Raw genomic sequence first — 13,348 nt, 5'->3', positions numbered from 1 at the left:
GGAGGGCTCATGAGCCAGGACATCATCAAGTGCAAGGCCGCCGTGGCCTGGGCCGCCGGCCAGCCGCTGAGCATAGAAGAAGTGGAAGTGCAGCCGCCGCGCGCCGGCGAGGTGCGGGTGAAAATGGTGGCCACCGGCGTCTGCCACACCGACGCCTTCACCCTGTCCGGCGAAGACCCGGAAGGCGTGTTCCCCTGCATCCTGGGCCATGAAGGCGGCGGCATCGTCGAATCCGTCGGCCCCGGCGTCAGCAGCGTGGCGGTGGGCGATCACGTGATCCCGCTGTACACCCCGGAATGCCGCGAGTGTAAATTCTGTCTGTCCGGCAAGACCAATCTGTGCCAGAAGATCCGCGCCACCCAGGGCAAGGGCCTGATGCCGGACGGCAGCACCCGCTTCTCCAAGGACGGCAAGCCCATCTACCACTATATGGGCACCTCCACCTTCGCCGAATACACGGTACTACCGGAAATCTCGCTGGCCAAGGTTAATCCGGCCGCGCCGCTGGAAGAGGTCTGCCTGCTGGGCTGCGGCGTCACCACCGGCATGGGCGCGGTGATCAACACCGCCAAGGTCAAGGCCGGCGACAGCGTGGCCATCTTCGGCCTGGGCGGCATCGGCCTGTCCGCCATCATCGGCGCGCGCATGGCCGGCGCCGGCCGCATCATCGGCATCGACATCAACGAGAGCAAGTTCGAACTGGCCAGAAAGCTGGGCGCCAGCGATTGCGTCAACCCCAACGATTTCGACAAGCCCATCCAGGACGTGATCGTGGACATGACCGACGGCGGCGTCGACTTCTCCTTCGAATGCATAGGCAACGTCAAGGTGATGCGCGCGGCGCTGGAGTGCTGCCACAAGGGCTGGGGCGAATCGGTGATCATAGGCGTGGCCGGCGCCGGGCAGGAAATCTCCACCCGCCCGTTCCAGCTGGTCACCGGCCGGGTATGGCGCGGCTCCGCCTTTGGCGGCGTGCGCGGCCGCAGCGAGCTGCCGGACTACGTGGAGCGTTATCTGAAGGGCGAATTCCGCCTGGACGACTTCATCACCCACACCATGCCGCTGGAGCGCGTCAACGAAGCCTTCGATCTGATGCACGAGGGCAAGAGCATCCGTTCCGTGATCCATTACTGAGCCGGAGAGCCGCGTGAACCTGGAAAACATCAGCGCCAACAAATCGTTTGGCGGCTGGCATCGGCAGTATCTGCATGATTCGACGACGCTGGGCTGCCGGATGCGCTTCGCCGTCTACTTGCCGCCGCAGGCCGGCGCCAACCGGCGCGTGCCGGTGCTGTACTGGCTGTCCGGCCTGACCTGCACCGACGAGAACTTCATGCAAAAGGCCGGCGCGCAGCGCGTGGCCGCGGAACTGGGAATGGCCATCGTCGCGCCGGACACCAGCCCGCGCGGCGCGGAGGCGGCGGACGACGAAGCTTTCGATCTGGGCCAGGGCGCCGGCTTCTACCTGAACGCCACCCAGGCGCCGTGGGACCGTCACTACCGGATGTACGACTACGTCAGCCGGGAACTGCCGGCGCTGATCGAGGCCAATTTCCCCGTCACCGGGCTGCGCGCGGTGGCCGGCCACTCCATGGGCGGCCACGGCGCGCTGATCTGCGCGCTGAAGCGGCCGCAGGACTATGTCTCGGCATCGGCGTTCAGCCCCATCTGCCACCCGGTCAACGCGCCCTGGGGGCAGAAGGCTTTCGCCGCCTATCTGGGCGAAGACCGCGCCGCCTGGGAAGCCTGGGACGCCAGCCTGCTGCTCAAGCACGCGCCGCGGCAACTGCCCCTGCGCGTGGACATTGGTCTGGCCGACAGCTTTCTGGACGTGCAATTGCAACCTGAGGCGCTGGAGAAGGCGGCGCGGGACTGCGGCTACCCGCTGGAACTTCACCGCCACGCCGAGTACGACCACAGCTATTACTTCGTCGCCAGCCTGATCGAGGAGCAGTTGCGCTTCCACGCGCGCCACCTCGGCTTGTGATACGGCGGAACGCAAAAAAGCCAGGCAGAGCCTGGCTTTTTTGTTGAATCTGGTGGAGGGAGAAGGATTCGAACCTTCGAAGGCAGAGCCGTCAGATTTACAGTCTGATCCCTTTGACCGCTCGGGAACCCCTCCAGAGAGAGGCGGATAATATAGCTCCGCGGCGACGGCGTCAATCACCTGCGCGCAATCCCCTCCGCCGACGCGCCGTCTCCAGCCACGGATTTGGCAAATCTGTGCGCGCGGACGCTCAAGCGCGCCAAGAAAGCGCGCCGTGCCATTGGCATGATCTCGCCATCGGGGACACGCCCCGACATACGGAGACAAGCCATGCAGACCCTTTCTCTCGCCGCCCTGTGCCTGAGCCTGGCCGCCGCCTTGCTGGCGCAGCCGGCGCTGGCCGCGCCCAAGCTGCAAAAAGCACCGCACCAGGCGCAAGCCCGGCCGAAACAAGCGCCGCCGCCGCGGCAATGGCAACAGCGTCCGCCAAGCGACGCGCAATCCCGCTACCAGTTGCCGGACGACCGCACGGTGATCGGCAAGCCCAAAAGCAAGCTGATCCGACGCGCCACCGTCGCGCAATGCCCGGATGTCGGCGCCATGGCCGGCTACAGCGGCGCGGCCTTGGCCAACTACCTGGCCGGCCTGCCCGACTACACCTGCACCTACGGCCTGTTCTCGCTGGACAGCAAGCTGGCCGCCACGCTTTACAGCGCGGCCAATCTCAACGCCGTCGCCGGCCGCTTCGCTCAGGAGGCCGCCGCCTACAACGCCGGCTCCATGGCCCTGGTCAACCTCACCCTCTATCTGCGCGCCGGCTACTACCTGGCCAGCGGCGGCGCCTTGCCGGCGCTGGACCCCAACCTGCTCGCCGTGCTGCGTCCCGGCATCAAGCAACTGGCCGACGGCAACGCGCTGTTCTCCGCCAACGCCCAGGCCTCCACCACCGCCGGCGAGGTGATGAAGCTGATCACCAATATGGCGGACGAGGCCTATTACCTGCCCAGCATGCGCGCCATCGTGCAGCGCTACACCAATAGCGCCAGCCAGCCCAACGCCGCCCAGTCCCTGCGAGAAACCACCGCCAACCAGGGCTTCACCGGCGCGCTGACCGTGTTCTTCTACGCCCACGGCCGCGCCAACGCCGCGCCGCTGCTGCAGAACGACGGCAGCTATTCGGCGGCGCTGACCCGCTTCGCCCTGGCCAACAAGAGCAGCCTGCTCGGCACCGAAAGCGCCTTCCAGCTGGGCGACGCCACCCGCGAAGGGCTCCGCTTCATGCAATACCCGGCGCTGAAGCCGGCGATCAAGCCGCAAGCCCAGGCCATACTGTCCGGCAGCAGCATGAGCGGCAACGACAATGAGCTGTGGCTGGCCGCCGCCGAAGCGGTCAAGTATTACGACGCCGCCAACTGCGCCGACTACGGCACCTGCAATTTCGAAACCCGGCTCGCCGACGCCATCCTGGTCAACCGCTACACCTGCAGCGCCAGCATCCGCATCCGCGCCCAGGAAATGAGCGCCGAGCAACTGCAGTCCTCCTGCGCGCTGCTGCAAAAAGAAGAGTCCTATTTCCATCAGATGCTGCAGACCCGCAAGCAGCCGGTGGCCAACGACAACAACAGCTCGCTGGAAGTGGTGGTGTTCGACGACTACAACAACTACGCCAAATACGCCTCCATCATCTACGGCATCAGCACCGACAACGGCGGCATGTATCTGGAAGGCGACCCGGCCGCGGCCGGCAACCAGGCGCGCTTCATCGCCCACGAAGCCTCCTGGCTGCGCCCGGCCTTCAAAGTCTGGAACCTGGAACACGAATACATCCACTACCTGGACGGCCGCTTCGACATGTACGGCGACTTCGGCGCCAGCACCCGTCTGCCCACGGTCTGGTGGATTGAAGGGCTGGCCGAATACCTGTCGCTGGGCAACGGCAACCAGCCGGCCATCGACGCCGCCCGCAGCGGCAACTACACCTTGAGCCAGATCTTCGGCAACACCTACGACATGGCGGACTACGTGACCCGCGCCTATCGCTGGGGTTATATGGCCACCCGCTTCATGATGGAGCGCCACCGCGGCGACGTGGACGGCTTCCTCGCCCGCTTCCGCAGCGGCGATTACAACGGCTACCGCAGCCAGATCCAGCTGATAGGCAGCCGCTACGACGCCGAGTTCGCCAGCTGGGCGCAAAGCGCCACCACCGCCGGCCAGCCGCCCTTGCCGTCCGACCCCGGCCTGCCGCCGTGCAAGGAGGCTTCGCCCAGCTATCTGGGCAAGAACTGCTCCATCGGCGGCCTTTCCGCCTCCGCGTCCGGCGCGGCTTACGCCACCATCCTGCTGCCGGCCGGCGCGCGCAACCTCAAGCTGTGGACCAGCGGCGGCAGCGGCGACGTCGATCTCTACGTGGCGCTGGACCGCTACCCGACGCCCGGCAATTACGACTACGCGTCCGCCGTCGCCGGCAACGAGGAAAGCGTGGCCATCGCCGCGCCGCAAACCGGCCGCTGGTACTACCTGACGCTGCAGGCGCGTCAGCCCTTCGCCAACGTCACGGTCAGCGCCAGCTACGACTAAGAGTCCGTTTACGATCTGCGGCGCGGGGCCTTACGCGGCGAGTACGGCTTTGAAACGCTCATGTGCCGTTTGCACATCCCGCTTTCTCGGCGGTTCTCGCCTTGCCCCGCCCTCGCTCGCGAGACCGTGAGCAGGCTCCCAGGCCGGTTCAAAGCCCGGCGCCCGCCTCGCCAAACCAAGCCGCCGCGGCCCGTCCGCGGCGGACTTGCAAAATGGGTTGAATTAATGCATTTTGTTTTCAAACAATGCTTAATGAATGACATCAAGATTGGATAGCCCGGTCCGCCTCAGGCGGCCGGCTGTTTCCTTGGAGCGCAACACACCGTAAACCGCTTAAAAGGCCGCCCGCCATGTCCATGCCGCCGCAACGCCCCTACATCGTCAGCGATCTGAACGCCATGCAGGCGATGGCGGCCTTGTTCGATCAGTTGCCCGACGTGGTGTTCGCGGTCAAGGACCTGGACAGCCGCTACCTGGCCTTGAGCGAGGGTTGCGTCGGCCGTTGCGCGCTGCGCAACAAATGGCAGGCGGAAGGCAAGACCGCGCACGAACTGTTTCCCAGCGCCATGGCCAACCGTTACCGCAGCCAGGATTTGCAGGTGTTCTCTGAACGGCGGCCGGTGCGCAACCGGCTGGACCTCACCGTCTACCACGACCGCGCGCCCGGCTGGTGCCTGACCAACAAGCAATCGCTGCACGACCCGGACGGCCGCCTGCTCGGACTCGTCTGCATCTCCAAAGACCTGACCGAACTGACCCGCGAAAAACTGCTGGACGAGCGCTTCGCCGCCTGCGTCGATCACATCCAGACCCATTTCGACCGCCCCTTGCACCTGGAGGAGCTGTGCGATCTGTCCGGCCTCAGCGTCGGCCAGATGGACCGCCGCATGAAGCGGGTGTTCCAGGCCAGCGTCGGCGAATTCATCCGCCGCACCCGGATGGAAGCCGCCTGCCACGCCATCCAGCACAGCGGCCGGCCGCTGGCCGACATCGCCGCCAGCTGCGGCTTTTCCGATCAAAGCGCGCTGACCCGGCTGTGCCGGCAAATGTTCGGCCTCAGTCCGCGCCAATTGCGGCTGCGGACGCCGCCCGCCGCGGCGACCATGGGCGCGGCCGCCTGGGCCGCCAGCCCCTGACCAGGCCGTCGCGCGACGGACTTCGCACGGGTTCCCGGAACGTGTTCACGCGAGCTAAGGCGGGACAAGGCGAAAACCGCTGAAGGAGCGAAGTGCGCATACGGCGCGTAAGTGTTTCGTAGCCGGTTCCAACGCCCTTTATCTATCCATTCCGCCGACGCGCAGCAGACATCGAACGGCTTCTCAGGCCCCGCCCCGCCAGGCCGCCACCGTCGCCACGCTCTGCCAGGCCGCGCGCAGAATGCGCTCGCAGGCCGCAAACGGCGCCTTGCCGCCGTCCAGCATCCCATACATGCCCTCGAACAAGCGCACCAGGAACTCCGCGGCGATGCCCACCTCGATATCCCGCGGCAGCTCGCCCTGGGCGATGGCGCGCCGCAGCTGGCGGCGCACATAGTGCATGGTGGCGCGGTCCATCAGTTCGCGGCGGCGCAGGATGCCGCGGTTCTCCCGGTTGCGCTCGCACTTGTGGTACAGAAACTCCGTCACCCGCTGCGCCGGCCCCGGTTCGTGGAACTGGCGCAGGTAATACATGCCCACCGCCACCAAAGTCTCGCCCGCCGACGCCCGCTCCGCCGGGAAACGCAGCGCGTCCAGTTCGAACACGCGGTCCACCATGGCCCGGCACACTTCCATCTTGTTGTCGTAATGCCCGTAGACCGCGCCGCGCGACACCCCCGCCTCGTCGGCGATTTGCGCCATGGTGGCGTTGGCCACGCCCTGCCGCAGAAACACCCGCTCCGCGCCGTCCAGGATTGCGTCCCGGGTTTTTTGCGATTCTTCCTTGGTTTTCCTGGCCATATCCGCCTCTGAACTTTTCCCCGAATGCTACCTCAAAGGATTAATTAATCAAGCGTGATTGATTAATTAAACGGACGACACTCGACGCGCTCAAGGCAAGGCGCGCCGGCCTGGCGTCCCTCGATCTTTTGAAACTCTTCTTAGGCACTACCCATGTCACACACAACGACAAACCACCGCGATCTGGACACGTTGCCGGTGTCCAAACTGTTCTGGCAATACACCATTCCCTCCCTCGCCGGCATGCTGGCCACCGGCCTTTACGTGGTCATAGACGGCATCTTCGTCGGCCACTTCGTCGGCAGCCACGGCCTGGCGGCCATCTCGCTGGCCTACCCGCTGGTGATGATGCAAGTGGGCCTGGGCGCCATGCTGAGCATGGGCGCGGCCACCCGCATCGCCATTTTGCAAGGCGGCGGCGACTATGATCGCGCGCGCTCCACCCTGCTGGCGGCACTGGCGCTGCTGGCCCTGATCAGCCTGGCCATCCCGCTGCTGGGCCTCACTTATCTGGACACCCTGCTGCAATGGCTGCAAGCCGACAAGCAGCCTATCGTGATGGCGGAAGCGCGCAACTACCTGCAATGGATGCTGGGCGGCGCGCTGTTCACCATGGGCCAGATGGTGGCCACTTATCTGCTGCGCAACGACGGCCGCCCGCGGCTGGCCACGCTGCTGATGGTGATAGGCTCGCTGTTGAACGTGGTGTTCAATTACCTGTTCGTCGGCGTGTTCAAGCTGGGTCTGGCCGGCTCGGCCCAGGCCACCTTGCTGTCCGAATCGGTGGTGATGCTGGGCGGCCTCGGCTATTTCTTCACCCGCCACGCGCGGCTGCGCCTGCGCTTGACGCACCTGCGGCTGGACTGGCGCTGCTGCGGCCCCGTCCTGGCGCTGGGCCTGTCCAGCCTGCTGATGGAGTTCAATCTGGCCTTGCTGATGTTCGCCCACAACTTCCAGCTGCTGCGCTGGGGCACGGACCTGAGCGTGGCCGCCTACGCCACCGCCGGCTACAGCGAGGCCTTGTTCACCCTGGTGGTGCACGGGCTGGCGGTGGGCCTGCAGCCGCTGCTCAGCCACTCCACCGGCGCCGGCCGGCCGGAACGCACCCGCGAAGCGCTGCGCTACGGCCTGCGCGTCACCCTGCTGCTGGGGTTCACCGCGCTGGCGGCGGTGCAGCTCTTCCCCACCCTGATCGTGCGCATGTACAACAGCGAAGACCTGGCGCTGATCGCCGCCGGCAGCCACGCGCTGCGCCTGCACTTGCTGGCCATGCCCTTCGACGGCCTGGTGATCATCGGCATTCTCGCGCTGCAGGCGATGGCGATGACGCGGGCGGCGCTGCTGCTGACCATAGGCAAGACCCTGTTGCTGCTGCCGGCCTTGTGGCTGTTGCCGCTGTGGCTGGCACTGGACGGCGTCTGGCTGGCGATGCCGCTGGTCAATCTGCTGCTGGGCACGGCCGCCGCGCTGGCCTTGTGGAGCGCCTTGCGCCGGCTGAAACGCGAAGAGAAGCCGGCGACCGCAGCCTGATCGCTTCCGTTCTCAACCAATGGCCGGATTTCCGGCCATTTTTTTTTGACATTGGCGAACCGGTTCCAATTGCCATTGTCTATATCCTTCGCGCGCACGTCGCGCCTCCTTGCTCTTGCCCCCCGCTTCGGCCCCCGGCCGCGCCCCGCCGCGCTTAAAGCCTGCTCCACGTCTCAGACAAGGCGTTGAACAGCTTCTTAAGGCGTGTTTACGATCTCGCGAGCTAAGGCGAGACCAGACCTTGCGGCTGAGAAAGCGGAATGTACAGGGGATACACGAGCATTTCGAAGGCGCACTCGCCGTGTGACGTCTCACGACGCTCAGCAGAGCGTAAACAGGTTCTTAGGGGTCGCGGGATCCCGGGCCGATTCGTATAGTGATAGCACCCGTCTGTCGGCGCCCGCGCCGCGGCTTGACTCCAACCCGTCAATAACAAGGAAAACAATGTCTCTGACCACCATTCCCCGCTGGACCGTCGCCGCCCCGCTTGTCGCCTGGGCCGCAATCGTGGCAGCGCCCACCTTTGCCGCCTCCGCGCTGTTCACCGCCTTGCTGGCCGTCTTGCTGGCCGGCACCGTCTTCGCCGCCGTCCATCACGCAGAAGTGGTGGCACACAAGGTGGGCGAACCGTTCGGCACGCTGATCCTGGCGCTGGCGGTGACGGTGATCGAAGTGGCGCTGATCGTCTCCTTCATGCTGGCCGGCGGCGAAAGCAAGCTGGCGCTGGCGCGCGACACCATTTTTTCCGCCATCATGATCACCTGCAACGGCATCGTCGGCATCTGCCTGCTGCTGGGCGGCCTGCGCCATCGCGAACAGAACTTCCAGCTCAGCGGCGCCAAGGTGGCGCTGACCGTGCTGGCCGCCATCTCCGTGCTGGCGCTGGTCTTGCCCAATTACGGCACCAGCGAGCCCGGCCCGCTGCTGTCCTCCTCGCAACTGGCCTTCACCGGCGTGGTGTCGCTGGTGCTGTACGGCGCCTTCGTCTTTGTGCAGACCATACGCCACCGCGACTACTTCCTGCTGGAAGGCAGCCGCAGCGAGGACGAGCACGCGCCGCCGCCGTCCGTCAAAGTCACGCTGACCAGCCTGGCGCTGCTGCTGGTCTGCCTGGTGGGCGTAGTCAGCCTGGCCAAGCTGCTGTCGCCGTCGATCGAAGGCTTCGTGGCCGCCGCCGGCGCGCCGGCCGCCGTGGTGGGCATCATCATCGCCGCCCTGGTGCTGCTGCCGGAAGGCCTGGCCGCCGCCAACGCCGCGCGCGCGGACCGGGTGCAGACCAGCCTCAACCTGGCGCTGGGCTCGGCGCTGGCCTCCATCGGCCTGACCATTCCCACCGTAGCGATGATCTTCGTGGCGATGGGCGAGCCGCTGATCCTGGGCCTGGAAAACAAGGAAACCATCTTCCTGGTGCTGACCCTGCTGGTCAGCTCGATGTCGCTGGCGGTGGGCCGCACCACCATTTTGCAGGGCATCGTCCACCTGGTGATCTTCGCGTCCTTCGTGTTCTTCGCCATCAGCCCCTGAGCGCCTGCTGTACGCAAAACAAAACCGCCAACCGTTGCCGGCTGGCGGTTTTTTCATTGGCGGACCTGGTTCTCAGAACCGGTTCATGATCTCGCGAGCTAAGGCGAGACAAGGCGAAAACGGCTGAGAAAGCGGAGTGTACACACGGTACATGAGCATTTCGAAGCCGGTACTCACCGTGTGACGCCTCACGACGCGCAGCAGATCGTGAACCGGTTCTCAGACCGACATCGCTTCCAGCACCTTGGCGCTGTCCACAATCTGCACGAACTTGACGATCTTGCCGTCCCGCAGCGTGTAAATGTGGGCGAAAGAGGCGACGAAGCCCTTGCCGGTGGCGCGGTAAACGCCGTGGTAGAAGCCCTGGGCGATCACATGCTCGCCGGCGTCGTAGAAGCTGTCCACCGCCGCGCGGTAACCTTCCCACTCGCGGCCCAGCCGCTCGTGCACGTTCTTGACGATGGACTCCGCGCCGACATAGGTGCCGGCGTAAGGGAAGCCGGCGGCTTCGGTCCATTCAGCGTCCGGTGCCAGCGCGGCCAAGAGATTGCGGCCGTTGGCCTCGGAATCGCCTTCATAGGTGGCGCGGACGATGTCCACATTGCTCAGGTGGCCCTGGCCCGGGGTTTGATTAGCGTTCATGGTGTTCCATCCAAAAATCGGTTTGCTCATGCCCTTCCTTCATTGCGGCAACACACAGCTGTCCGGCCCGCAAGCCAGCGTCTCCGCCGCGGCCCGCGCCGCGCTGGACGCGGCCTGGCTTAGGCGGGCGCGCCAAGCGTCCGGCCGGCCCAGATAAGCGCCCAGGTCCAGCACCGTCAGCCGGCCGTTTTCCTCCAGCGCCAGCGTGGGGAAGCCCTGGCCGCCCACTTGGGCCAACAGCCGGCGGCTTTCCTCGAAGTGGGCGTCGGTGGCCGAGCCTTCCAGGCGATGGTAAGCCGCGGCGAAAGCCTCCGCGTCCAGGCCGATATCGGCGGCCAGTTCGGCCAGCACCGGGAATTCCGCGATACGGCGGCCTTCCACGAAGTGGGCGCGCTGGATGCGATGCAGCAGTTCCAGCCCGCCGCCGGCCGCCTCCTCCGCCGCCAGCACGGCGGTGGTGGGCGGCGCGGAATCCATCACCGCGCCGTGGTCCTTGAGCAGGCCGTCGAAATACGCTTCGCCGAAAGGCTGGCCGGAGACTTCCGCGATGCGGCGGTCGTGCGGCAGCACGAATTGGCGCCACTCAGGGCTGACCCGGCGGCGATTGGCGCCCACCATCATGCCGCCGCCGTGCAGCGCCACCGTCAGGCCCGGCACGCCGCGCGCGGCTTCCAGCAAGGGCGCGGCGCCGTAGCACCAGCCGCAGAGCGGATCGAAAATAGTGTGCAAAATAATGCCGGACATGGCGGTTTCCTTTCTTGCGCCGCCCGCGACGCGGGCGGCCATACATTCAAATCATCAGACGTAGAAAGCATCAAGGGCGGCAAACGAATCCTGAGGCAAGGCGCGCCGACGCCGGCAGTACATGGAGTACGGCAAGTCGGCGCCGCGCAGCATCAGGACTTTCGCTGGCTGCCCTCAGAGCCTTATTGCGGCCACTTCATCTCGCCCTTGAGCACCTTGGCGCTCAGTTCCAGATCCGCCACGCCGTCCAGCTTCGGATAACGCTGCTTCATCGCCGTCACCAGCTCGGCCGAGTTCTTGGCCTTGGGCAGTTCCGCTTCCAGCGTTTTCAGGTAGTCGCTGGTGAACTTCACCGAAGCCAGGGTATGCGGCGCGTTGTTCAGGAAATGACCGGGCACCACGACCTTGGGCTTCAGCGCCTGCAGGTTTTTCAGCGACTTCTGCCAGTCGGCGCGGTCTTTCGGGGTTTGGGTGTCCGCGGTCCAGACATGCATATTGCCGTAGGTCAGCACGCCGCCCATCGCGGTTTTGATCGACGGCGCCCAGATATAGGTGCGGTCCGGAGTCGGGCCTTTCAGACCCATGACCTGCAGTTTCTGGCCGTCCACTTTCAGGGTGTCGCCCTGGATGGGTTCCGGCACGATCACGGTCTTGGGCGCGTTGTCCTTCAGGATCGGGCCCCAGTAGGCCATCTTGCCGTCCTTGGAAGCCTTGATCGCTTCAATGGTGGCGGCGGTGGCCAGCACCTTGGCGTCCGGGAAAGCGGCCTTGATCACATCCAGGCCAAAGTAGAAGTCCGGGTCCGGATGGGAGATGAACACCGTGGTCAGCTTCTTGCCGCTGGCCTTGACCTTGGCCACCAGGGCCTCGGCGTCGTTGCGCTGGAACTGGGCGTCGATCAGCACGGCTTCGCTCTTGCCGGTGACCAATTCCGAGGACACCGGGAACAGGCTCTTGGCGCCGGGATTGTAGACATCGACTTTCAAAGCGTCGGCCTGGGCGAAGGCGGCGGACATCAACAGGGCGCCTGCTACAAAGCTGCCGGAAATGCGGTGTTGGATCATGATGGTTTCCATTTGGTGAATTTGAGATCGGTCGGCTTGGTAGCAAGCCTGATGTGAATCATAGATTGCTATTTTCGAATCAAAAACCGGATAATAAGCAATGGTTAGTTGCATGAATCGAGCGAATCATGGATAGGATCACCGCGGCGCAAGTGTTTGTGACCATTACCGAACGCGGCAGCCTGGTGGCCGCGGCGGATACGCTGGACATGTCGCGGGCGATGATCACCCGCTATCTGGCGGAAATGGAGGAATGGGCCGGCACCCGGCTCCTGCATCGCACCACGCGGCGGCTGAGCCTGACTCCGGCCGGTGAGGAGACGCTGGCGCGTTGCCGGCAGATGTTGGAAATCGCCGGGCAGATGCCGGCGGCCAACAGCGCGGACCCCGGTCAGCCGCAGGGCCTGCTGCGCATCAGCTGCGCGCAGTCTCTGGCTCAGGACGCGCTGGCGGCGGCGGTGACCGAGTTTCTGCGCCGCTATCCGCAAACCGCCATCGATCTGCAGATCAGCAACCGCGCGGTCAATCTGGTGGAAGAAAGAATCGACCTGGCCATCCGCATCACCAATGCGCTGGACCCCAGTCTGATCGCGCGGCCGCTGGCCAGTTGCGCGTCGGTGATCTGCGCCTCTCCCGCCTATCTGGCCGCCCACGGCGCGCCCAAGCGGCTGGAGGATTTGTCTCTACACAACTGTCTGACCTATTCCTATTTCGGCAAGAGCTTGTGGCGTTTCCAGCGTCACGGCGAGCAGTTGGCGGTGCCGGTCAGCGGCAATCTGAGCGCCAATGAATCCATGGTCTTGTTGTCCGCCACCGCGGCCGGCGCGGGCATCGCCTTGCAGCCCTTGTATTCCGCCGCGCCGCTGATCGCCAGCGGTCAGTTGGTGGCTTTGTTGCCGGAGTACCAGCCGCAGGAGTTGGGCATTTACGGTATTTACGCTTCGCGCCGGCAGATGCCGGCCACCTTGCGGGCGATGCTGGATTTTCTGGTGGAGCGGTTCGCCAGCGATCCGGCCTGGCAGGCGCGTACCGCTGGCGGCTGAGTGGGGGACTGTGAACGCTTCGCTGAGCCGAATATGGCAGGTGCAGCGTTTTTTAATGATTAATCTGTTGAATCCGCTACGCGGATATTGATTTAGGTGCCGCTTTCCGCGCTGACCGAGCGAAGCAAGCGCAGCGTCGCGAGGGAATAAGACGGGGAGGGGGCGGGCCGCCGCCCCCTTCCAGCCCCCCTCGTCCCCCAGGACGCGAAACCCGGAGCGCGCCCCGAGGGGACACTTGGGCGCTACACAAGGTGGTCTTTTTTGAATATAGAGAGGTGGTTTAGCGAAGTGGGTCAT

Annotated in this window: 11 protein-coding genes and 1 tRNA gene; 7 read left to right on the top strand and 5 right to left on the bottom strand. The window is 65.2% G+C overall.

Annotation, left to right across the window (positions count from 1 at the left end; translation table 11 throughout):
* Positions 1–9: 9 nt before the first annotated feature.
* Together QUG03_RS02845 and fghA are read left to right on the top strand one after the other, a co-directional pair.
* Positions 10–1,134 carry an S-(hydroxymethyl)glutathione dehydrogenase/class III alcohol dehydrogenase gene (locus QUG03_RS02845; RefSeq protein WP_107800802.1) on the top strand — a complete coding sequence of 375 codons (1,125 nt, stop codon included), beginning with the start codon at positions 10–12 and terminating at the stop codon, positions 1,132–1,134.
* A gap of 19 nt (positions 1,135–1,153) precedes the next feature.
* Positions 1,154–1,987, top strand: a complete 834-nt coding sequence (gene fghA, locus QUG03_RS02840; protein WP_199226038.1) for an S-formylglutathione hydrolase — start codon at positions 1,154–1,156, stop codon at positions 1,985–1,987.
* Between the two features lie 50 nt (positions 1,988–2,037).
* Here fghA and QUG03_RS02835 read toward each other — a convergent pair.
* Positions 2,038–2,122, bottom strand: a tRNA-Tyr gene (locus QUG03_RS02835).
* Between the two features lie 195 nt (positions 2,123–2,317).
* Between QUG03_RS02835 and QUG03_RS02830 the strand changes: the two genes are divergently transcribed.
* Positions 2,318–4,567: a M9 family metallopeptidase gene (locus QUG03_RS02830; protein WP_500819305.1), complete on the top strand. Its 2,250-nt coding sequence runs from the start codon at positions 2,318–2,320 to the stop codon at positions 4,565–4,567.
* Positions 4,568–4,917: 350 nt separating this feature from the next.
* Positions 4,918–5,703 (top strand): AraC family transcriptional regulator, encoded by a 786-nt coding sequence (locus QUG03_RS02825; RefSeq protein WP_253314160.1) that lies wholly within the window; start codon positions 4,918–4,920, stop codon positions 5,701–5,703.
* A 183-nt stretch (positions 5,704–5,886) separates the two neighbouring features.
* Here the strand turns inward: QUG03_RS02825 and QUG03_RS02820 are convergent, their stop codons facing one another.
* Complete coding sequence (locus QUG03_RS02820) at positions 5,887–6,504, bottom strand: TetR family transcriptional regulator (RefSeq protein WP_107800805.1); 618 nt, start codon at positions 6,502–6,504, stop codon at positions 5,887–5,889.
* A 153-nt stretch (positions 6,505–6,657) separates the two neighbouring features.
* Between QUG03_RS02820 and QUG03_RS02815 the strand changes: the two genes are divergently transcribed.
* Both QUG03_RS02815 and QUG03_RS02810 read left to right on the top strand, forming a co-directional pair.
* Positions 6,658–8,034 carry an MATE family efflux transporter gene (locus QUG03_RS02815; protein WP_227105367.1) on the top strand — a complete coding sequence of 459 codons (1,377 nt, stop codon included), beginning with the start codon at positions 6,658–6,660 and terminating at the stop codon, positions 8,032–8,034.
* Between the two features lie 444 nt (positions 8,035–8,478).
* Positions 8,479–9,558, top strand: a complete 1,080-nt coding sequence (locus QUG03_RS02810; protein ID WP_107800807.1) for a calcium:cation antiporter — start codon at positions 8,479–8,481, stop codon at positions 9,556–9,558.
* 219 nt (positions 9,559–9,777) lie between these two features.
* On the opposite strand, the gene QUG03_RS02805 is transcribed toward QUG03_RS02810, so the two are convergent.
* The 3 genes from QUG03_RS02805 to QUG03_RS02795 all read right to left on the bottom strand — a co-directional run bounded on the left by QUG03_RS02805 (position 9,778) and on the right by QUG03_RS02795 (position 12,008).
* Positions 9,778–10,200, bottom strand: a complete 423-nt coding sequence (locus tag QUG03_RS02805; protein WP_227105369.1) for a nuclear transport factor 2 family protein — start codon at positions 10,198–10,200, stop codon at positions 9,778–9,780.
* A gap of 39 nt (positions 10,201–10,239) precedes the next feature.
* On the bottom strand, positions 10,240–10,944 hold the full coding sequence (locus tag QUG03_RS02800; RefSeq protein WP_500819304.1) for a DsbA family protein: 705 nt from the start codon (positions 10,942–10,944) through the stop codon (positions 10,240–10,242).
* 182 nt (positions 10,945–11,126) lie between these two features.
* Positions 11,127–12,008 carry an MBL fold metallo-hydrolase gene (locus QUG03_RS02795; RefSeq protein ID WP_107802004.1) on the bottom strand — a complete coding sequence of 294 codons (882 nt, stop codon included), beginning with the start codon at positions 12,006–12,008 and terminating at the stop codon, positions 11,127–11,129.
* A gap of 128 nt (positions 12,009–12,136) precedes the next feature.
* Here QUG03_RS02795 and QUG03_RS02790 point away from each other — a divergent pair, with 128 nt between their 5' ends.
* Positions 12,137–13,051, top strand: a complete 915-nt coding sequence (locus QUG03_RS02790; protein WP_107800809.1) for a LysR family transcriptional regulator — start codon at positions 12,137–12,139, stop codon at positions 13,049–13,051.
* The last annotated feature ends 297 nt before the right edge of the window (positions 13,052–13,348 follow it).

The organism is Chromobacterium sp. CCUG 30098 (assembly GCF_059916605.1).
Note: the sequence above shows the minus strand (reverse complement) of the source record. Positions and strands in the feature narration are given on the sequence as shown.

Coding starts and splice junctions, on each gene's coding strand:
- QUG03_RS02845 (WP_107800802.1), top strand. CDS start 10: ATGAGCCAGGACATCATCAAGTGCAAGGCCGCCGTGGCCTGGGCCGCC.
- QUG03_RS02830 (WP_500819305.1), top strand. CDS start 2,318: ATGCAGACCCTTTCTCTCGCCGCCCTGTGCCTGAGCCTGGCCGCCGCC.
- QUG03_RS02825 (WP_253314160.1), top strand. CDS start 4,918: ATGTCCATGCCGCCGCAACGCCCCTACATCGTCAGCGATCTGAACGCC.
- QUG03_RS02820 (WP_107800805.1), bottom strand. CDS start 6,504: ATGGCCAGGAAAACCAAGGAAGAATCGCAAAAAACCCGGGACGCAATC.
- QUG03_RS02815 (WP_227105367.1), top strand. CDS start 6,658: ATGTCACACACAACGACAAACCACCGCGATCTGGACACGTTGCCGGTG.
- QUG03_RS02810 (WP_107800807.1), top strand. CDS start 8,479: ATGTCTCTGACCACCATTCCCCGCTGGACCGTCGCCGCCCCGCTTGTC.
- QUG03_RS02805 (WP_227105369.1), bottom strand. CDS start 10,200: ATGAACGCTAATCAAACCCCGGGCCAGGGCCACCTGAGCAATGTGGAC.
- QUG03_RS02800 (WP_500819304.1), bottom strand. CDS start 10,944: ATGTCCGGCATTATTTTGCACACTATTTTCGATCCGCTCTGCGGCTGG.
- QUG03_RS02795 (WP_107802004.1), bottom strand. CDS start 12,008: ATGATCCAACACCGCATTTCCGGCAGCTTTGTAGCAGGCGCCCTGTTG.
- QUG03_RS02790 (WP_107800809.1), top strand. CDS start 12,137: ATGGATAGGATCACCGCGGCGCAAGTGTTTGTGACCATTACCGAACGC.